This window comes from Microbacterium sp. CFH 31415 (assembly GCF_022538185.1).
Lineage (GTDB): Bacteria > Actinomycetota > Actinomycetes > Actinomycetales > Microbacteriaceae > Microbacterium.
Genome location: NZ_JAKYXC010000005.1, coordinates 258,941 through 278,469, shown reverse-complemented (window position 1 = coordinate 278,469; position 19,529 = coordinate 258,941). Strand labels below are relative to the sequence as shown.

At 70.3% G+C, this 19,529-nt stretch carries 18 protein-coding genes; 9 read left to right on the top strand and 9 right to left on the bottom strand.

Annotated elements, in window-relative coordinates:
• Window positions 1-142 precede the first annotated feature (142 nt).
• Window positions 143-1,414, top strand: a complete 1,272-nt coding sequence (gene purD, locus MK786_RS07940; protein ID WP_241111682.1) for a phosphoribosylamine--glycine ligase — start codon at window positions 143-145, stop codon at window positions 1,412-1,414.
• A 146-nt stretch (window positions 1,415-1,560) separates the two neighbouring features.
• Here the strand turns inward: purD and MK786_RS07935 are convergent, their stop codons facing one another.
• Window positions 1,561-3,090 carry a DHA2 family efflux MFS transporter permease subunit gene (locus MK786_RS07935; protein ID WP_241111681.1) on the bottom strand — a complete coding sequence of 510 codons (1,530 nt, stop codon included), beginning with the start codon at window positions 3,088-3,090 and terminating at the stop codon, window positions 1,561-1,563.
• 147 nt (window positions 3,091-3,237) lie between these two features.
• Between MK786_RS07935 and MK786_RS07930 the strand changes: the two genes are divergently transcribed.
• From MK786_RS07930 to MK786_RS07920, 3 genes are all read left to right on the top strand, one after another.
• Window positions 3,238-4,197 (top strand): phosphoribosylaminoimidazolesuccinocarboxamide synthase, encoded by a 960-nt coding sequence (locus tag MK786_RS07930; RefSeq protein ID WP_241111680.1) that lies wholly within the window; start codon window positions 3,238-3,240, stop codon window positions 4,195-4,197.
• A gap of 71 nt (window positions 4,198-4,268) precedes the next feature.
• A complete protein-coding gene (locus tag MK786_RS07925) occupies window positions 4,269-5,603 on the top strand; it encodes a uracil-xanthine permease family protein (protein ID WP_241111679.1) in 1,335 nt (444 codons plus the stop codon).
• A gap of 49 nt (window positions 5,604-5,652) precedes the next feature.
• The gene (locus tag MK786_RS07920; protein WP_241111678.1) at window positions 5,653-6,543 is read left to right on the top strand and encodes a VOC family protein; all 891 of its coding nucleotides are present in this window, start codon (window positions 5,653-5,655) and stop codon (window positions 6,541-6,543) included.
• Window positions 6,544-6,599: 56 nt separating this feature from the next.
• On the opposite strand, the gene MK786_RS07915 is transcribed toward MK786_RS07920, so the two are convergent.
• From MK786_RS07915 to MK786_RS07895, 5 genes are all read right to left on the bottom strand, one after another.
• Entirely contained in the window at window positions 6,600-7,613 is a 1,014-nt protein-coding gene (locus MK786_RS07915) for a LacI family DNA-binding transcriptional regulator (protein WP_241111677.1), read from the bottom strand.
• 25 nt (window positions 7,614-7,638) lie between these two features.
• Window positions 7,639-9,108, bottom strand: a complete 1,470-nt coding sequence (locus tag MK786_RS07910; protein WP_241111676.1) for a glycoside hydrolase family 1 protein — start codon at window positions 9,106-9,108, stop codon at window positions 7,639-7,641.
• A gap of 55 nt (window positions 9,109-9,163) precedes the next feature.
• Entirely contained in the window at window positions 9,164-10,081 is a 918-nt protein-coding gene (locus MK786_RS07905; protein ID WP_241111675.1) for a carbohydrate ABC transporter permease, read from the bottom strand.
• The gene (locus MK786_RS07900) at window positions 10,078-11,100 is read right to left on the bottom strand and encodes a carbohydrate ABC transporter permease (RefSeq protein ID WP_241111674.1); all 1,023 of its coding nucleotides are present in this window, start codon (window positions 11,098-11,100) and stop codon (window positions 10,078-10,080) included. Before MK786_RS07900 ends, MK786_RS07905 begins: the two co-directional genes overlap by 4 nt.
• A 138-nt stretch (window positions 11,101-11,238) precedes the next feature.
• Complete coding sequence (locus MK786_RS07895) at window positions 11,239-12,513, bottom strand: ABC transporter substrate-binding protein (RefSeq protein ID WP_241111673.1); 1,275 nt, start codon at window positions 12,511-12,513, stop codon at window positions 11,239-11,241.
• 260 nt (window positions 12,514-12,773) lie between these two features.
• On the opposite strand from MK786_RS07895, the gene purS reads away from it, so the two are divergent.
• Together purS and purQ are read left to right on the top strand one after the other, a co-directional pair.
• Window positions 12,774-13,022: a phosphoribosylformylglycinamidine synthase subunit PurS gene (purS, locus tag MK786_RS07890; protein WP_241111672.1), complete on the top strand. Its 249-nt coding sequence runs from the start codon at window positions 12,774-12,776 to the stop codon at window positions 13,020-13,022.
• Window positions 13,019-13,726, top strand: coding sequence for a phosphoribosylformylglycinamidine synthase subunit PurQ (gene purQ, locus MK786_RS07885; RefSeq protein ID WP_241111671.1), 708 nt, complete (start codon window positions 13,019-13,021; stop codon window positions 13,724-13,726). Before purS ends, purQ begins: the two co-directional genes overlap by 4 nt.
• A 37-nt stretch (window positions 13,727-13,763) precedes the next feature.
• On the opposite strand, the gene MK786_RS07880 is transcribed toward purQ, so the two are convergent.
• Window positions 13,764-14,201: a DUF1761 domain-containing protein gene (locus MK786_RS07880; RefSeq protein WP_241111670.1), complete on the bottom strand. Its 438-nt coding sequence runs from the start codon at window positions 14,199-14,201 to the stop codon at window positions 13,764-13,766.
• A gap of 103 nt (window positions 14,202-14,304) precedes the next feature.
• Between MK786_RS07880 and MK786_RS07875 the strand changes: the two genes are divergently transcribed.
• Window positions 14,305-15,222, top strand: a complete 918-nt coding sequence (locus MK786_RS07875; protein ID WP_241111669.1) for a 2-hydroxyacid dehydrogenase — start codon at window positions 14,305-14,307, stop codon at window positions 15,220-15,222.
• A gap of 52 nt (window positions 15,223-15,274) precedes the next feature.
• Here MK786_RS07875 and MK786_RS07870 read toward each other — a convergent pair whose 3' ends face one another.
• Entirely contained in the window at window positions 15,275-15,742 is a 468-nt protein-coding gene (locus MK786_RS07870; protein WP_241111668.1) for a hypothetical protein, read from the bottom strand.
• Window positions 15,743-15,898: 156 nt separating this feature from the next.
• Entirely contained in the window at window positions 15,899-16,414 is a 516-nt protein-coding gene (locus MK786_RS07865; RefSeq protein WP_241111667.1) for an adenine phosphoribosyltransferase, read from the bottom strand.
• 99 nt (window positions 16,415-16,513) lie between these two features.
• Between MK786_RS07865 and MK786_RS07860 the strand changes: the two genes are divergently transcribed.
• Complete coding sequence (locus MK786_RS07860) at window positions 16,514-18,196, top strand: glycoside hydrolase family 13 protein (protein WP_241111666.1); 1,683 nt, start codon at window positions 16,514-16,516, stop codon at window positions 18,194-18,196.
• Between the two features lie 70 nt (window positions 18,197-18,266).
• Complete coding sequence (locus MK786_RS07855; protein WP_241111665.1) at window positions 18,267-19,286, top strand: LacI family DNA-binding transcriptional regulator; 1,020 nt, start codon at window positions 18,267-18,269, stop codon at window positions 19,284-19,286.
• The last annotated feature ends 243 nt before the right edge of the window (window positions 19,287-19,529 follow it).

Here is a 19,529-nt window from a genome sequence, read left to right as displayed (position 1 = left end):
CCGGTTCCCGCAGCACCGGCCACTCCGGTGCCACCGTCAGGAAACACGCCGTGCTCGTCGCTTCGCACAGCCGCGCCGACCCGCGTGTCGCCTGACTTCGGCCGGCCTGAACACGATGCGAAGCGCTCGGTAGGCTGGTCGGGTGAAGATCCTCGTACTCGGCTCGGGCGCGCGCGAGCACGCCATCATCCTCGCCCTGCGCTCGGAAGACACGGAGCACGAGATCTTCGCGGCTCCGGGCAACGCCGGCATCGCGCAGGACGCGGAGGTGGTGGCGCTCGACGCCGACGACCCCGCCGCCGTCACGGTCTTCGCGAACGGGAACGCCGTCGACCTCGTGGTGATCGGGCCCGAGGCTCCACTCGTGGCCGGCGTCGCCGACGCCCTGCGCGAGCGCGGCATCCCGGTGTTCGGCCCCGGCAGGGCCGCGGCGCAGCTCGAGGGCTCCAAGGCGTTCGCCAAGCGCATCATGGACGCCGCGGGCGTCCCCACCGGCCGCGCGCTGCGGGCCGCGAACCGCGTCGAGCTCGAGGCCGCGCTCGACGACCTCGGATCACCCTATGTGGTGAAGGCCGACGGCCTGGCTGCGGGCAAGGGCGTCATCGTCACCGACGACCGCGGCGCGGCGATCGAGCACGCCGACGCCTACCTCTCTTCCGGGCCGGTGCTCGTCGAGGAGTTCCTCTCCGGGCCCGAGGTGTCGCTGTTCTTCCTGAGCGACGGCGACCACGTGCTTCCGCTCAGCCCCGCGCAGGACTACAAGCGCCTGCTCGACGCCGACGCCGGCCCGAACACCGGCGGCATGGGCGCGTACTCGCCGCTGCCGTGGCTGTCGGAGCGCTTCGGCGGCGAGGACGAGTTCGTCGACCTCGTCACGCGCGAGGTGGCCGAGCCGGTCATCCGCCGACTCGACGCCGAGGGAACACCGTTCATCGGTCTCCTCTACGCCGGGCTCATCCTCACCGATGCCGGTGTCAAGGTCATCGAGTTCAACGCGCGCTTCGGCGACCCCGAGACGCAGGTCGTGCTGCCCCGGCTCGTCGACCCGCTGTCCGAGCTGCTGCTGGCCGCAGCATCCGGCAATCTCGAGAGTCGCCCTCGGCCCGCCTTCGCCGACGCGGTCGCCGTGACCGTGGTGCTGGCGAGCGAGGGATATCCGCAGTCACCCGTGACTGGCCGGCCGTTGAGCGGACTGGATGCTGCGGCCGCCGTCGAGGGCGTGCATCTCGCTCACGCGGCCACGGCCGAGACCGATGGCGGGCTCGTCGCGACCGGCGGCCGCGTGCTGAACGTGGTCGGGCTGGGAACGACGTTCGCCGAGGCCCGCGACCGCGTCTACCGGTCGATCGCCGCGATCGAGCTCGAGGGCGGGCAGCATCGCACGGACATCGCGGCGCGCGTCGTCGAGGACTGACGGCTCGACCGCGCCGTTTCGCTGCCTTCCGCCGGCCCGCGGCGCAGTTCGGCGCGGCTGAGCCGGGGCACCGGGCCCTCAACCGCGCCGTTTCGCGGCCTCTCGCCGCGACGCGGCGCAGTTCGGCGCGGCTGAACGCCTCCGTCCTACACGGCCTCCTCGGCGGCCTGCCACTCGGCGGTCGGCGTCGGCGACGGGCGACGAAGGAACAGCACCGCGACCACGCCGATCAGAAGCACGGCCGCCGGCAGCAGGATCGCCTGCGCCATCGCTGTCGAGAACGGCTCGGCGATCTGCGGAGGGAGCGCGCCCTCGCCGAACCCCGCCGGCGCTTCGGAGGCACCCGGGAGGTTCGCCTCGAGGCGCGCCTGCATGAACACGGCGATCGATGCCGAGCCGAGCACCGAGCCGATCGTGCGCATGGTGTTGTAGATGCCCGCTCCGGCGCCCGCCTGGCGCGGCGCGAGGTTGCGCGTCGCGGTCGTCGCGAGCGGACCCCACATGCCGGCATTGCCGACGCCCATGATGAACGACGGGATGAGGAACATCCAGATCGGGGTGTCGACGTTCATCAGGAACGAGTAGAGGACGAGCGACCCCGTGACGAGCAGCAGCCCGGGGACGAGCAGGACGCGCGGGTCGGTGCGGTCGAGCCAGCGTCCGGCGATCGGCGAGAGCACGCCGGCCGCGACGGCCATCGGCACGAGCAGCAGTGCCGCCTCGGTCGGAGTGAGCCCGCGACCGAGCTGGATGAAGAACATCAGCGGCAGCGACATGCTCGTCACGGTGAAGCCGACGGTCGCGATGCCGAGGTTCGCCACCGAGAAGTTGCGGTCGCGGAACAGCTCCAGCGGCACGAGCGCCTCGCTCTTCGTCTTCGCCTGCTGCCAGATGAACAGCGCGAGCACGACGGCGCCGGCGAGGATCAGCCCCCACACCGTGATCGGACCCCAGATCACGCCCCAGTCGTAGGTCTCGCCCTCCTGCAGGCCGAACACGATGAGGAACAGGGCGACCGCGCTCAGCACGACGCCCACGAGGTCGAACCTGTGCGGGTGCGTCTCGAGCTTCGGCACGAGGATCCAGGCGAGGACGAAGCCGACGATCCCCACCGGGAGGTTGATGAAGAAGATCCACTCCCAGCCGAGGCTGTCGACGAGCAGACCGCCGGCGAGCGGGCCGACGAGCATCGCGACCCCCGAGGTGGCGCCCCACAGGCCCATCGCCGCCCCGCGCTGATTCGGCGGGAAGGTGCGGGTGATGACCGCCATCGTCTGCGGCGTCATCATCGCCGCGCCGAGGCCCTGCACGGCCCGGAACGCGATCAGCGCGCCGAGGGTCGGTGACAGGCCGCACGCGAGGGAGGCGAGGGTGAACACCGCGAGCCCGATGAGGTAGATGTTCTTCGGTCCGAAGCGGTCGCCCAGGCGACCCGTGATGAGCAGCGGCACCGCGTACGCCAGGAGGTATGCCGACGTCACCCACACGACGTTGTCGAGGTTGTTCGTCTCGGGGTCGAGCGCCGCTTTGATGGCCGGGTTCGCCACCGACACGATCGTCGTGTCGACGAGGATCATGAAGAACCCGATGACCAGTGCCCACAGCGCGGGCCACGGACTGCGGGGAGCCTTGGACGGGCGAGCGGATGCCGCGGCCCGAGTCGTCTGTTCGGTCATCGCATCCTTCATGTCGCTCCGTGTCGAGAGTCGGGGGGGACTCTACGCCTCCTCGGCGCCCGCCCGGGTCGATTCCCCGAACTCCGCGCGCGACGCCCCGCGCGCACGCGACGCTCAGCGGCGAGCGCGGCCCGGGATAATGGGCAGGTGACGAGCCCTCTCGAACTGCCCGGCTGGCGGCATGTGTACTCCGGCAAGGTCCGCGACCTCTACGTCCCCGCCGACGCGTCCGACGCCGCCACGGCCGAGCGCATGCTCGTCGTCGCGAGCGACCGCGTGAGCGCGTTCGACCACGTGCTGTCGCCCGGCATCCCAGACAAGGGCGTGCTGCTTACCACGCTCAGCCTCTGGTGGTTCGATCAGCTGGCGGGCGCGGACGGCGGCCGCGGCATCCCGAATCATCTCGCATCGTCCCACGTGCTGACCCTCGGCGCGGACGGCGAGGCGAACACCGCCGATGATCTGCAGTCGTTGATCCCGGATGCCGTCACCGGCCGCGCCATGGTCGTGAAGAGCCTCGACATGCAGCCGATCGAATGCGTCGTGCGCGGCTACCTCACCGGCTCGGGCTGGGCCGAGTACCGCGAAAACGGCACGGTGTGCGGCATCGTCCTGCCGGCCGGGCTGCACAACGGCGATCGGCTGCCTGAGCCGATCTACACTCCGGCGTGGAAGGCCCCGATGGGCGAGCACGACGAGAACATCTCGTACGAGCGCACCGTGGAGCTCGTGGGCGCGGAGCGCGCCGCCGAGCTGCGCGACCTGTCGCTCGAGATCTACACGCGGGCCGCGCGCACCGCCGAGCAGCACGGTGTGATCCTCGCAGACACGAAGTTCGAGTTCGGTGTCGACGACGACGGGGTGCTGACCCTCGCCGACGAGGTGCTCACGAGCGATTCGTCGCGGTACTGGGATGCCGCGGCCTGGGCCTCGGGCACGACCCCCGAGGAGCGCATGGCGAGCTTCGACAAGCAGATCGTCCGCGACTGGCTGGCCGCGAACTGGCCGCCGCCGCGCGAGGGCGAGCCGCCGGCGCTCCCCGCCGACGTGATCGAGCGCACCACGGCCCGCTACCGCGAGCTGCTCGAGCGCCTCACGGCCGCCTGACCCCGGATCTCCGTCGTCCCGCACCGTCGCTAGGGTGAGGGACGCATCATCCTCGAGCGCAAGGAGCGCGCATGCCTCTGTGGACCCTTCACGGCAACGGCCGGACCGTCGAACCCGGCCAGGTGGTCGCGCCCGGCGAGCGGCTGAACTGGCCGGCGACCGTTGCGATCGGCGCGCAGCACGTCGTGGCGATGTTCGGCGCGACGTTCCTCGTTCCGGTTATCACGGGCTTTCCCGTCTCGACGACCCTCTTCTTCTCGGGCATCGGCACCCTGCTCTTCCTCGTCGTCACCCGCAACAAGCTCCCCAGCTACCTGGGCTCGTCGTTCGCGTTCATCGCGCCGGTGACGGCGGCGACCGCGTCGCAGGGCATGGGCTCCGCCCTCGCCGGCATCGTCGCCGTCGGCATCCTCCTCGCGGCGGTCGGCTTCGTCGTCCAGTTCGCGGGCATGGGCTGGATCGACAAGCTCATGCCGCCGGTGGTCGCCGGCGCGATCGTCGCACTGATCGGGTTCAACCTCGCCCCGGTCGCGTGGGACAACTTCGAGCAGCAGCCGGTGACGGCATCCATCACCCTCATCGCGGTGATCCTGTTCAGCGTGCTGTTCCGCGGCTTCCTCGGCCGCATCTCGATCTTCCTCGGCGTGATCGTGGGCTACGTGGTCGCCCTGCTCTTCGGCGAGGTCGACTTCTCCGCCGCCGACGAGGCGGCCTGGTTCGGACTGCCCGAGTTCCACCTCGCCGACTTCGCCGCGCCGGGCACGTGGAGCGTCATCGCGATGTTCCTGCCCGTGGTGCTCGTGCTGATCGCCGAGAACGTGGGTCACGTTCGCGGTGTGGCGACGATGACGGATGCCTCGGTCAACCAGCACACCGGCCGTGCACTCATCGCCGACGGGGCCGCGACCACGCTCGCCGGCTTCTTCGGCGGCTCGGGAACGACGACGTACGGCGAGAACATCGGCGTCATGGCCGCGACCCGCGTGTACTCGACGGCCGCCTACTGGGTCGCGGGCATCGTCGCCGTGCTGCTCGCGCTGTCGCCGAAGATCGGTGCCGTCATCGCCTCGGTGCCGGCGGGCGTGCTCGGCGGTGTGACGACGGCGCTCTACGGACTCATCGGCATCATCGGCATCAAGATCTGGGTCGACAACCGCGTGGACTTCTCGCGGCCGGTCAACCAGTACACCGGCGCCGTCTCCCTTGTCATCGCGATCGCGGGCTTCACGATGCAGTGGGGCGAGTTCCAGCTCGGCGCGATCGTGATCGGCGCCGCGGCGGCCCTGCTGATCTACCACCTCGGCAACGCGATCGCGCGCTGGCGCCGCACCGGGGCCGACGACGGCGGCCCGATCCCGGCGGTCGGCCCGCTCGGCGGCGACCCCGAGAACGCTGCGGTGCGCTGAGGCAGTCACTTCGGGAATAACCGGCGCCGGAGGATAGTTGTAGGTACACATGACTGACCTTCCCGCAGACCACGGCGACCGGCTCGCCGCCGACACGTCGATGGGCGCCGTGACGCTGCTCGTCGGCGACCTCGACGCGATGACGGCGTACTACCGCGACGTCGTGACGCTGCAGGTGCTCGCCGCCGAGGGCGACACCGTCACGTTGGGCCGCGCCGGGCGCCCGATCGTGATCCTCCGGCACGAGCCGTCGCTCCGGCAGGCGACGCCCGGGTCGGCGGGGCTGTTCCACACGGCGATCCTCTTCGAGACGCAGACCGCCCTGGCTGCGGCGCTGTACTCGGTCGCGCGTCATGCGCCCGGAACGTTCACCGGATCGGCAGACCACCTCGTCAGCCAGGCGTTCTATTTCACCGACCCCGAGGGCAACGGCATCGAGCTGTACTGGGACCGCGCGCGCACGGAGTGGTCGTGGACGCACGGGCAGGTCGAGATGGCGACCCTGTACCTCGACCCGAACGGCTTCCTCGGTCAGCACCTCACCGAGGAGGCCGCACTCGGCGCGACGGCCGGGGATGCGGCATCCGTCGGTCACGTGCATCTCTCGGTGGGGGATGTCGCGACCGCCCGCTCCTTCTACATCGACGCGCTCGGGTTCGATGCGACCGCGACGCTGGGCGACCAGGCGCTGTTCGTGAGCGCCGGCGGCTACCACCACCACATGGCGATGAACGTGTGGAACTCGCGCGGAGCCGGCCCCCGCATGCCCGCGCTCGGCCTCGGACGCGTCGACATCGCGCTGCCCGACGCCGACGCGATGGGCGAGCTCTCCGAGCGGCTGCGGCACCACGGGTTCCAGGTGCGCGATGACGGCCGCGACCTGTCGTTCGACGACCCCTGGGCGAACCTTCTCGTCGCGACGTCGCCCGGCCGCGGCTGAGCCCCTGTCCGCCCTCTCGAGGTTGGTTCGGAGGACGCGGGGAACGGCGCGGGTGCTCAGACGGAGTCGCGGACGACGAGCTCGGTCTCGAGGATCGTCACGTGCCGCGGGTGGCGGCCGGCGAGCAGGTCGAGCAGCACCGTCGCCATGCGCTCACCCTGTGCGAACGACGGCTGGCGCATGGTCGTCAGCTGCGGCGTCACCGACGTGGCGACCGGCGAGTCGTCGAAGCCCATGATCGCGATGTCCTCCGGCACGCGCAGTCCGGCCGAGGCCAGCACCGTGAGGGCGCCGCGGGCCATGAGGTCGCTCGCGATGAAGACCGCGTCGGGACGCTCGCCGGCAGCGAGGATCGTGCGCATCGCGTCGGCGCCCCCGTCGGCGGTGAAGTTGCCGTCGACGACCTCGCCCTCGGGCAGATCCCATGCCCGGAGCGCGTCGCGGTAGCCCTGCAGGCGGTCGACGCCGGCGGGCATCGTCAGAGGTCCGGTGATCGTGGCGATGTTCCGGTGTCCGCGCTCGATCAGGTAGGTCGTCGCGTCGTGTCCACCGCGGACGTTGTCGACGTCGACGTAGTAGTCGCGCTCGCGCTCGCGCACGGGCCGACCGCCGTACACGACCGGCACGGCCGAGGCGATGCGGTCGATGAAGCTGTCGCTCGTGTGGTGCGACACGATGATCGCGCCGTCGACCGCGCCGCTGCGCACGTAGCTCGTGGTCTTGTCGCCCGGGTCGTCGTTCGCGATGAACAGGTTCAGCACGTAGTCCGACCGGCTCAGCCGCGCGTTGATGCCCGACACGATCGCCGCGAAGAAGGGGTCTCCGAAGAAGCGCGTGGTGTCTTCGGGAACGACCAGCGCGATCGCGTGCGTCTGCCGACTCGCGAGCGAGCGGGCGGCGCGGTTGGGCACGTAGTTGAGGTCCGAGATCGCGCGCTTGACCGCCTCGAGCGCCTCGGGGCTCACGGCCGTCGAGCCGTTCACGACCCGCGAGACCGTCGATCGGGAGACACCCGCAGCCGCGGCGACCTCCTCGATCGTCACCGATCCGCGCATCGCGTCCGTCGTCATGCCGTCTGCCTTTCCTTCCGGGATGCTACGACCCGACGGTCGCCGTCTCTCGCTCCAGCTCGCGCGCGGCGATGATGCGGCTGTACTCGCGACCGCTGTCCTTCACCGTGCGCAGCTGGGTGTCGTAGTCGACCCGGACGATGCCGAACCGCTTCTCGTACCCCCACGCCCACTCGAAGTTGTCGAGGAGCGACCAGTAGAAGTATCCCCGTACATCGACCCCGGCTTCCACCGCATCGAGGATCGCACCCAGGTGCGAGCGGACGAAGTCGGCGCGATCGGCGTCGTGCACACGCACCTCGCCGTCCTCGACGACGCGCTCGTCGTCGTAGGCGGCGCCGTTCTCGGTGACGAAGAGCACCGTGCCGGCCGGCTGGGCGTACTCGTCCCACACCCGGCCGAGCAGGCGCGTGAGGCCCTCGGGCTGCACCTCCCAATGCATCGGCGTACGCGGCAGGCCGCGCTCGTGCCAGAAGATGCCCTCATGCGACGGGAACGGCGAAGCGCCGGGCCGGTCGGTCGGCGCGTCGCCGCCGATCGGCGCCACCGCGGGCGCGTGTCCGCCGACGAACTCGCCGTGGTAGTAGTTCACGCCCAGCGTGTCGATGGGCGTCGAGATGGCCTCGAGGTCGCCCGGGCGCACCGCGGACTCCCATGCGGCGATGGCCGCGGCATCCACCGTGCGGATGTCATCCACCACATCGGCCGGGTACGCACCGCGGAACACCGGGTCGAGGAACCAGCGGTTGAACTGGCCGTCGATTCGGCGCGCGGCGTCGAGGTCGGCGGGGTCGTTCTCATCGACCGGGTCGGCGACCGTCAGGTTCAGCGTGAGGCCGAGGTTGAGCGACGCGTCGCGCGCCCGCAGCTCGCGAACGGTCTGACCGTGGCCGAGCAGCAGGTGGTGCGCGGCCAGCACGCCCTCCTCGACGCTGTAGTGGCCCGGCGCGTGGAGACCGGCCGTGTAGCTCAGGAACGACGAGCACCACGGCTCGTTGAGCGTCGTCCAGACGTTGACGCGGTCGCCGAGTGCGTCATGCATGTCGAGTGCGTACTCGGTGAACCTGTCGGCGGTGTCGCGGTCGGCCCAGCCGCCCTTCTCCTGCAGCGCCTGCGGCAGGTCCCAGTGGTACAGGGTCAGCCAGGGCAGGATGTCGGCATCCAGCAGCTCATCGACCAGCCGCTTGTAGAAGTCGACCCCCTGCGGGTTGAGCGCGCCGCCGTCGGGACGCACGCGCGACCACGACGTCGAGAAGCGGTACGTCTGCAGGCCCATCGACTTCATCAGCGCGACGTCGTCGGCGTAGCGGTGGTAGTGGTCGCACGCGACGTCGCCGTTGTCGGCGTTGATGACGGCTCCCGGCACGCGGCAGAAGGCGTCCCAGATGGAGGCGCGACGGCCGTCCTCGAGGGCGGCCCCCTCGATCTGGAAGGCGGCGGTGGCCGCGCCGAAGAGGAAGTTCGACGGGAAGGCGCGCGCAGTGGTCGCGGTCATGCGGACGGCGTCCTTTCTGAAGTGGTCCGAAGAGAGGGAAGCGGGATGCCGCCGGTCAGCCCTTGACGGCGCCGGCCATGATGCCGCTGACGAGCTGCTTGCCCGCGAAGGCGAAGAGGATCAGCAGCGGGATGGTCGACAGCAGCACCCCGGCGAGGACGACCGAGTAGTCGACGAAGTAGTTCGACTGCAGCAGCGACAGCGCCACGGGCAGCGTCGGGTTCTGCCGGTCGAGCACGATGAACGGCCAGAAGAAGTTGTTCCAGGCGCCCACGAACGTGAACAGGAACAGCATCGCCGCGGCCGGTCGCGCCGCTGTCACGCCGACGACCCAGAACGTGCGGATCATGGAGGCCCCGTCGACGCGCGCCGCCTCGATCAGCTCGTCGGGGACCGACTGCTGCAGGTACTGCGTCATCCAGAACACGCCGAACGCGCTGGTCAGCGCAGGGATGATGATCGCGCCGATCTGACCGGTCCAGCCGAGGTCGGCGAACAGGATGTAGAGCGGCACGACGCCCAGCTGCATCGGCACCGCCATGGTCGCGACCACGAAGACGAGGAGCGCCTTGCTGCCCGGGAACCGCAGCTTCGCGAACGCCCAGCCCGCGAGCGTCGAGGTGATGACGACCGCGGCGGCGATGAGGGTAGAGCTGTAGATCGAGTTCCACAGGGCGGGCCAGAAGTTCACGGCCGGGTCGTTCATCACCGACGTCGCGTTGGCGATGAAGTTGCCGCCGGGGATCCACGACATGTTCGGGTCGTTGATCGTCGACGAGTCGCCCGAGCCGATCAGGAACGACCAGTAGTAGGGGAACACCGCCGACAGGATCACGATGCCGAGGCCGGCGTAGACCCAGAACCCCGGCCGGTAGCCGCGGATCTTGGTCGTGCGGTTGTTGCGACGACGCGCGGCTTCGCGCGGGATGCCCTCTTCGATGGTCGCGAGCGGCGGAGGAGTGCTGATGCTCATCGGCGGAATCCCTTCTTGCGCGGTGACACGACGCCACGGCCGCCCTCATCTCGGACGAGCCTTCGGGTGACCATGAGGTTGATGAGGCCGATCACGAGGATGATGAGGAACAGGATCCACGCGAGCGCCGCCGCCCGCCCGAAGTTCCACTCGCGCCAGCCGATGTTGTAGAGGAACAGGGTGATCGTCAGCCACTGCTGCGCCGCCCCGCCTTCACCGGTGTTGTCGTACATGCGCGGCTCGTCGAAGATCTGCAGACCGCCGATCGTCGACGTGATGATCACGAAGATCAGCGTCGGGCGCAGCGAGGGCACCGTGATCGAGACGAACTGGCGGAACGCGCCGGCGCCGTCGACGGTCGCCGCTTCGTAGTAGTCGCGCGGAATGGCCTGCATCGCGGCGAGGAGGATCAGCGCGTTGTAACCGGTCCACCGGAAGTTGACCATCGTGGCGATGGCGATGTGACTCCAGAACGGGTCCTTGTGCCACGGGATCGGCTGGATCCCGAGGTCGGTGAGGATGTTGTTCACCAGGCCGTGGTTGTCGCCGAACATGTTGCTGAAGATCAGCGCGACGGCGACCGGCGCCATCACATAGGGCAGCAGCACGCCCATGCGCCAGAACGTCTTGGCGCGGATGTTGCGGTCGAGCATCGCGGCGATGAAGATCGCGAGGATGAGCTGCGGCACCGTCGACAGCAGGAAGATGCTGAAGGTGTTGCGCAGCGCCGTCCAGAACTGCGGGTTCTGCAGGATCCAGATGTACTGGTCGAACCCGACGAACTCCCCGGAGTTGCGCACCAGGTCCCAGTTCTGGAACGAGATCACCGCGGTGTAGGCGATCGGGAACAGGCCGACGATCGCGAAGACGATGAAGAACGGCGAGATGTAGAGGTACGGCGAGAGCTTGAGGTCCCAGCGGCTGAGGCGGTGGGAGAAGGAGATCACGCGCGGCTGGCGTACGGGAGTCGGCCGGTCGGCCGGCCCGGATGCCGTGGGGCGGGTTGCGGTCGAGGTCACCGGAGGCTCCGATTCGTTGTTCGGGGAAGAGGCGGGCGGTGCAGGAGGAGTGCGCGCGGGCCGGGTGAGACCCGCGCACACTCCTCCTTCGGTCAGGCCACGGCCGGGCGAGCAGCCGTGGTGGCTAGACGACGCCTATCAGAAGGCCTCGACCTCGGCGACCCAGGTGTCCCACGAGGTCTGCTCGTCCTCGACACCGTCGAAGACGCGCGTGACCGCGTTCTGGAGCGCGTCGTGGTACTTGAAGTAGCTCGCGTCCTTGAAGGGAGCGACCGTGACGGCCTCGGCGCGGGCGCTGAGGATCTGACCGGTCGGAGCGTCGTTGAAGTACTCGTTCGTCGCGTCGGTGAGGGTCGGGTCCTCGTACGCCTCGAGCTGGCTGGGGAAGGTGCCCGCGTTGGTGAACGCCTTGACCTGCTGCTCGGGGGCGGTGAGCCAGTCGGCGAGCGCGAGCGCTGCGTCGACGTTGGCGCCGTTGGCGGGAACGGTCAGGTACGAGCCGCCCCAGTTGCCGCCGCCGTTCGGGAAGACATCGGCGATGTCCCAGCCGGTGACGTCGGGAGCGTTGCCCGAGATGACGCCGAGCATCCAGCCCGGGCAGAGCATCGTGGCGAACTCGCCGTTGGCCATCGAGGCGAACCAGTCGTCGGACCACTGGCCGGCGTACGCCGAGTTCGGGACCGCGCGCTCGGTGACGAGCTCGTAGGCGGCCTGGATCTCGGGGTTGTCGGTGGCGATGACCGTGCCGTCGGGCTCGGTGTACGTGTACTCGATCTGGTTGACGATGCCCTGGAGCACCGAGTTCGCCGAGTCGATCATCGGCTTGCCGGTGGCTTCCTTGTACTGGTCGGCGACGTCGAGGAAGTTCTCCCAGTCGCCGTTGAACAGCTCGGCGACGCCCTCGCGGTCGCTGGGCAGGCCGGCGGCCTCGAACAGGTCGGCGCGGTAGCAGATGCCCTGCGGGCCGATGTCGGTGCCGAAGCCGACGAGACGTCCGTCGCCGTCGGTGGCGGCGGCTTCCTTCCAGTCGAGCCAGCGGCCCTTGACGCTGTCGGGAGCCTCGGCGAGCAGGTCGGAGTACTGCATCGCCTCAGCGAACCAGTCGATCTCGACGGCCTCGATGTCGGCGAGGCCTTCCTTGCCCAGCTTCTGGAAGTAGTTCGCGCGCGCGTCGCCGGACTCGGCGGCACGGTTGTGGACGATCGTCACGTTCGGGTTCTCGTCCATGTACTCCTGGAGGAGCTCGTCGGTGTAGCCGAAGTCGTTGAACGTGGCGATCGTGAGCGTGATGGGCTCGTCGGAATCTGCCGACGGCTGGCTGCCGCCGCCGCCGGCGCAGCCGGCGAGGACGATGGCCGAGGCCGAGAAGGCGGCAACTGCCACGGCGCTTCGACGGAAGGCGCGTGAGTTCACTGTCACTCCTTTGTGTTGTCAGGGTCGAAATGTGTTGCAGGGTGTGAGCGGCTCGGGACGGGTTCCGGACCGCAGTGCCATGGGAGCGTTCCCACCGGACTGAGGATCACCGTATGGGATCGCTCCCACAAATGTCAAGGGAGCGCTCCCACGAACGTGTCACGGTTGCATCACGACACATCCACGACCCCGGGAGACGAGCGGATGCCGCGGCCCGTAGACTGGGCTCGACCCCTTCCCGCGACTCCTGGAGCTCTCGTATGCCCACCATCGTCGTCGACGTCATGCCCAAGGCCGAGCTGCTCGACCCGCAGGGGAAGGCCGTCTCCGGCGCGCTCGCGCGTCTGGGCCAGAACGCGTTCACCTCGGTGCGCATCGGCAAGCGGTTCGAGCTCACCGTCGATGGCGAGGTCACCGACGACGTGCTCGCCACCGCGCGTCAGGTCGCCGACGAGATCCTCTCCAACTCCGTGATCGAGGATGTGGTGGGCGTCGAGGTGGTCGAGTGACCGCCCGCATCGGTGTCATCACCTTCCCCGGCTCGCTCGACGACCGCGACGCCCGGCGCGCGATCGAACTCGCCGGCGGCGAGGCGGTCGCCCTGTGGCACGGCTCGCACGACCTCGAGGGCGTCGATGCGCTCGTGCTCCCCGGCGGATTCAGCTACGGCGACTACCTGCGTGCCGGAGCGATCGCGGCGCTCGCGCCGATCATGTCGGAGGTGAAGGATGCCGCGGCCAAGGGCATGCCCGTGCTCGGCATCTGCAACGGCTTCCAGATGCTCGTCGAGGCGCACCTGCTGCCCGGCGGCCTGATCCGCAACGCGCACCAGCAGTTCATCCGCCGCGACCAGAAGCTCCGCGTCGAGAACAACGACACCGCCTGGACGAGTGACTTCGCCACCGACCAGGAGATCGTCATCCCGCTCAAGAACGCCGACGGCGGCTATATCGCCTCGGAGTCCGAGCTCGACCGCCTCGAGGGCGAAGGGCTCGTCGCGTTCCGCTACCTCGGCGTCAATCCCAACGGCTCCCTGCGCGACATCGCCGGCCTCACCAACGAGCGCGGCAACGTGGTGGGACTCATGCCCCACCCCGAGCACGCCGTCGAGGCCGGATTCGGCCCCGACACCTCCGCCGCCATGCGCTCGGGTGTCGACGGCCTGCCGTTCTTCACCTCGGCGCTCGCCGCGGTGGTCGGCGCCGCCGCCTGACGCGCAGCCACGCCGCCGCCACGCCGCCGCCGAGCGCTCAGACGGTGCCGGCCGGCGGCCACACGCCGATGATGATGGCCATGACCACGAACGTCACCAGCTCGTGGGCGATGTTCATGACGGTCAGCGACGTCGGACGCCCCTCGAACTGGTCGTGCGTGATGAAGCGCGCCGCGGTGAAGCCCGCCCACAGGATCACGGCGGTGCCGAGCGCCGCCAGCAGGAACCCGCTGCCGTAGAAGTGCCATGAGATGGCGGTCGCGCCGGCGAGCACCCACGCCGACACGAAGCTCACGAAGACCGTCACGATGATCGGCATCCACGCCTGCAGCGCCGTCTGGTCGCGGTTCATGTCGACGTTCGCCAGCTTCGCCCAGCGCGTACCGAAGACCTTCGGCGCGTACCAGATGGAACCGACGAGCATGGTCGACAGCGTCGCCACCAGCACAGCCCAGTAGTTGATCTCGGGAACCATCGTCGCCTCCTCCGTACCGCGGCCGGCCGCATCGCCGCCGCTCGACGTGAGCGTAGCGCCGCACGCCCGCGCCGTCGCCCCAGCACGCCGATACCGTGGAGGCGTGACTCTTACCGTGAGCGTTCCGACCGAGAAGCTGGCCGCCGACCTCGGCGCGCTGCCCGCCGATGTCGACCTGGTCGTGTGGCCCATGGACGGGCCCGCGCCGCGCCCGCGCTTCGATATCGTCGTGCCGCCGTACATGGAGATGGCGAAGGTGCTCGCGCGCCTCGAAGGCGTGCCGACGCGTCTCGTGCAGAGCCAGTCGATCGGCTACGAAGGCGTCGACGAGGTGCTCCCGCGCGGGCTGACGTTCGCCAATGCCGCCACCGTGCACGAGACGTCGACGGCCGAGCTCGCGGTGGGACTCGCCCTCGCGGCACAGCGTCACCTCGACCGGTTCGCCGTCGACACCGCCGCCGGACGCTGGCAGCCCGCCTTCACGCAGAGCCTCGCCGACCGGCACGTGCTGCTGCTGGGCTACGGCGGCGTCGGCAAGGCGGTGGCCGCGCGGCTGGCACCGTTCGAGGTGCAGCTGACGTTGGTCGCGAGCAGCGCACGTGAGGAGGACGGGATGCCGGTGCACGGCGTCGACGAGCTGCCGAGCCTCCTCGGCGCGGCCGAGATCGTGATCCTCACCCTGCCCGGCGGCGACGAGACGCGGGGCATCGTGGACGATGCATTCCTCGCGGCTCTGCCCGACGGTGCGCTCGTGGTGAACGTCGGGCGCGGGTCGCTCATCGACACCGACGCGCTCGTCGACCACGTGCGCCGCGGCCGGGTTCGCGCGGCGATCGACGTCGTCGATCCGGAGCCGCTGCCGCCGGGGCATCCGCTCTGGTCGCTTCCCGGCGTGCTCATCACGCCGCACGTGGGCGGTGCGTCCTCGGCGATGGGCCCGCGCATCGCCCGGCTCGTCCGCTCGCAGATCGATCGGATGCTGGCGGGCGAGGAGCCCCGCAACGTCGTCCTCGGCGGGTAGCGAGCGCTGCCGGCAGGCGCGAAAACGTGATTCGAGCGCGTTCGGGGGCGAGTCAGTCGGCTGTCACGCTCGTCAGCACGAGAACACGACGCTCGTCCGCGCCGCAGAAGCGCCCGAATGATCCGAAGTACGAGCTGTCGCTCATCCCGTCAGGGAGCGCCTCGAGTCCGACCACCTCACCCGCGCCTGTGAGCGCGTCGCCGTCGCCGAGCCGTGTGCCGTCCGCGAGCACCACCGCTGCACCGTCCTGCTCGGCGGTCTCGGGCCACACGATCCACGTGCCATGCGCCGCGGCGGCGGAGTCGCCGGGTATGGCGAGGAGGAAGCATCCGTTCGGTCCCACCTGCAGGGCGCCCTCGAGCCGTTCCGTGTCCGTCGCGATGCCCGCAGACTCGGCGGCCGGCAGCCGCGGGAGCCCGAACCCGCCCTCCGCACTGGACGGAGCGGGCGTACACCCGCTCAGCGTGGCCAGACCCGCCACGGCGAGCATGAGCGCGAGTACGCGACGGTGACCGAGCATGACGTCTCCTTCGGCGAGCTGGCCACAGCGTAGCGTCTGCGCGCGGCGGTCGAACGGTCGGGGCGACCGGCATCCTGCCGCCCTCGCACGCCGACGTGTGGGTGGAGCCCCCTGCGCTTCGACCCGGGCTTCGCTCGAGCGCGCCGGCGGGCGGGGTCAGGCGGCGAAGACGGCGTGCACGTCGCCGACGAGGGCGCGGCCGCCGAGGGCCTCGAGCTCCATCAGCACGGACGTGCCCACCACGGAGCCGCCGAGGCGCTCGACCAGCGCGTGCGCCGCGACCAGGGTGCCGCCGGTGGCGAGCACGTCGTCGACGAGCAGCACGCGCATGCCATCGCGGATGTCGTCGTGCGCCTCGATCGTCGCAGTCCCGTATTCGAGGGCGTAGTCGACGGATGCCGCGGGCCGGGGCAGCTTGCCCGCCTTGCGGATCGGCACCAGGCCCGCGCCCGCGTCCATCGCCACCGCCCCCGCGAGCAGGAAGCCACGCGCCTCGACTCCGGCGACGACGTCGAACTCGCCCGCGAACGGCTCGACGAGCGCGTGGATCACAGCGCGGAGCGCTGAGGCGTCCGCCAGGAGCGGCGTGATGTCGCGGAAGAGCACCCCAGCCTCGGGGTAGTCGGGGATCGTGCGGATGAGCGACTCGGCACGGGACAGGGCTTCGTTCACCGACTCACGATACCGCTCGAGATGCCGCCCACCTGGCGCGCTGCTATGAATGCGGCCAGTCCGCACAAGGAATGTAAGCGCTTGCAGTATCCTGTCGGGATGACTTCTTCGCAGACCGCCGAGCGCGCCGACGCGCCGATCGACACCACCGGCGGCGAGTGGTGGCGCACCGCCGTCATCTACCAGATCTACCCGCGCTCGTTCTCCGACAGCTCGGGCGACGGCATCGGCGACCTCCCCGGCATCACCTCGCGTCTCGACGATCTGCGCGATCTCGGCGTCGACGCCATCTGGCTGAGCCCTTTCCAGCGCTCCCCGCAGAAGGACGCCGGCTACGACGTCTCCGACTACTGCGACGTCGACCCGCTGTTCGGCACGCTGGGCGACTTCGACGACATGCTCGAGGGCGCGCATGCGCGCGGCATCCGCCTGATCGTCGATCTCGTCCCCAACCACTCCTCCGACCAGCACGAGTGGTTCCAGCAGGCACTGGCGGCCGCCCCGGGCAGTCCCGAGCGTGCACGCTACATGTTCCGCGACGGCAAGGGCGGAGGCGGCGAGCTGCCCCCGAACAACTGGGAGTCCGTCTTCGGCGGCCCGGCGTGGACCCGCGTCGTCGAGGCCGACGGCACTCCCGGTCAGTGGTACCTGCACCTCTTCGACTCGTCGCAGCCCGACTTCGACTGGTCGAATGAAGAGGTGCGCGAGGAGTTCCGCCGCATCCTGCGCTTCTGGCTCGACCGCGGCGTCGACGGCTTCCGCGTGGACGTCGCCCACGGCCTGGTAAAGGCCGACGGCCTGCCCGACTACACGCCCGACCCCGAGGCCGGGTCGATGGGCGGCGAAGAGGCGAACGTGCCGTACTGGGGTCAGGACGGCGTGCACGAGGTGTACCGCGACTGGCACACGCTTCTCGCCGAGTACGACGGCGACCGCGCGCTGTGCGCCGAGGCGTGGCTGCCCACTCCCGAGCAGACCGCGCTGTGGGTGCGCCCCGACGAGATGCACCAGGCGTTCAACTTCGCCTATCTCGAGACCGCGTGGGCGGCCCCGGCCCTCCGCGCTGTGATCGCCGAGTCCATCGCGGCCTACGCCGCGGTCGGCGCCCCCAGCACCTGGGTGCTCTCGAACCACGATGTCGTGCGCCACGCCTCGCGTCTCGCGCTGACCGCCGAGAATCCGCAGGGCCACGGCATCGGCCCGGACTCCCCCGGCAAGCCGGTTCCCGAGGTCGGCCTCCGCCGTGCTCGCGCCGCGACCACCCTGATGCTCGGCCTGCCCGGCTCGGCGTACCTCTACCAGGGCGAGGAGCTCGGCCTGCCCGAGGTCATCGACATCCCCGGCGACGCCCGTCAGGACCCGACGTGGTTCCGCACCGACGGCGAGCGCTACGGTCGTGACGGCTGCCGCGTGCCGATTCCGTGGACGTCGGACGCCCCGGCCTACGGGTTCAGCCCGACGGGCGACTCCTGGCTGCCGCAGCCTGCGGAGTGGGCTGCGCTCGCCCGCGACGTCCAGGTCGACGACGCCGATTCGACGCTCTCGCTCTACCGTTCTCTCATCGCCGCTCGCCGCGCACGCGGCCTCGGTGCGGGCACGCTCGAGTGGGTCGAAGGCCTGGGAACCGACGTCGTGGCCTTCCGCAACGGAAGCGTGACCGTCGTCGGCAACACCGGCGCCACGCCGGTGCCCATGCCGGCCGGTATCGTGATCGCATCGAGCGGACCGGTCCTGGGGAACGAGCTTCCGGCCGACACGACGGTGTGGCTCGCCGACGACTGAGTGCGTCCGGCACCGCGCCGGACGATGAGCGCGGGGGACGCCGTCCCGATCCGCGGGGAGAGGTGACGACGTGGTCAGCATCGACGAGGTGGCCCGGCAGGCCGGCGTCTCGACGGCGACCGTCTCGCGCGCGCTGAGCGGCCGCGGGCACGTCTCCGACTCGACCAAGGCCCGGGTGGAGGCGGCGGCCAAGAGCCTCGGCTATGTCGTCTCGGCGTCGGCGTCCAGCCTCGCCTCCGGCCGGAGGCGCAACATCGGCGTGCTGGTCCCGTTCCTCGACCGCTGGTTCTTCTCGACGGTGCTGAGCGGCATCGCATCGGCGCTCATGCGCCGGGGCTACGACATCACGCTCTACAGCCTGACCGCGGATCGCGCCGAGCGGCGGGACGTCTTCGACACGTTCCTTCGTCGCCAGCGCGTCGACGGCGTCATCGCGATCTCGATCGAGATCGGCGACGAGGAGTCGCAGCAGCTGCTCGCCCTCGACCTGCCCGTCATCGCGATCGGCGGGCCCAACCCGCGGCTGACGACCCTGACGGTCGACGACGTGGCGGTCGCCCGGCTGGCGACGGAGCACCTGCTCGCACTCGGTCACCGCGAGATCGCCCACATCGGCGCGAGTCCCGAGTTCGACATCGACTTCCACATCCCGACGCACCGCCGACAGGGCTTCGAGCAGGCTCTGGCGGACGCCGGCATCGAGGTCAAGCCGTCGCTCTTCGAGCCGGCCGACTTCACGATCGAGGGCGGATTCCGCGCCGCCAAGCAGCTGCTGGGCAAGCCGGGCGGGCGTCCGACGGCGATCTTCGCAGCCTCGGACGAGATGGCGATCGGAGCCCTGCTCGCCGCGCGCGAGCTCGGCTACCGCGTGCCCGAGGACCTCTCCGTCGTCGGCATCGACGGCCACGAGCTCGGGGAGTTCTTCCGCCTCACCACCGTCGACCAGTTCCCGAAGGGCCAGGGCGAGCGCGCGGCCGACGCGATCCTCGCCGAGCTGGAGGCGAAGAACGCGACGCCCCCCGTCCACCAGCCCGGCGAGCTGCCGTACGAGCTGATCGTGCGCGGCTCGACCGCCCGCCTGCCCGGCTGACCCCGCCCCCCCCCGCTCACCCGGCCCCGCGCTCATCCGGCCCCGTCGCTCACCCGACCCCTCGCTCGCCCCCCTCTCACCTGTCACGAAACGCCACCCGAAGCGGCACATCGTGACAGGCGAGCGATCGTGGGCCACCGATTCACTCGCTCACCTGTCACGAAACGCCGTCCGAAGCGGCACATCGTGACAGGTGAGGCACCCTGGCCCCCTCGCACCCAGGCCCCCTCGCACCCAGGCCCC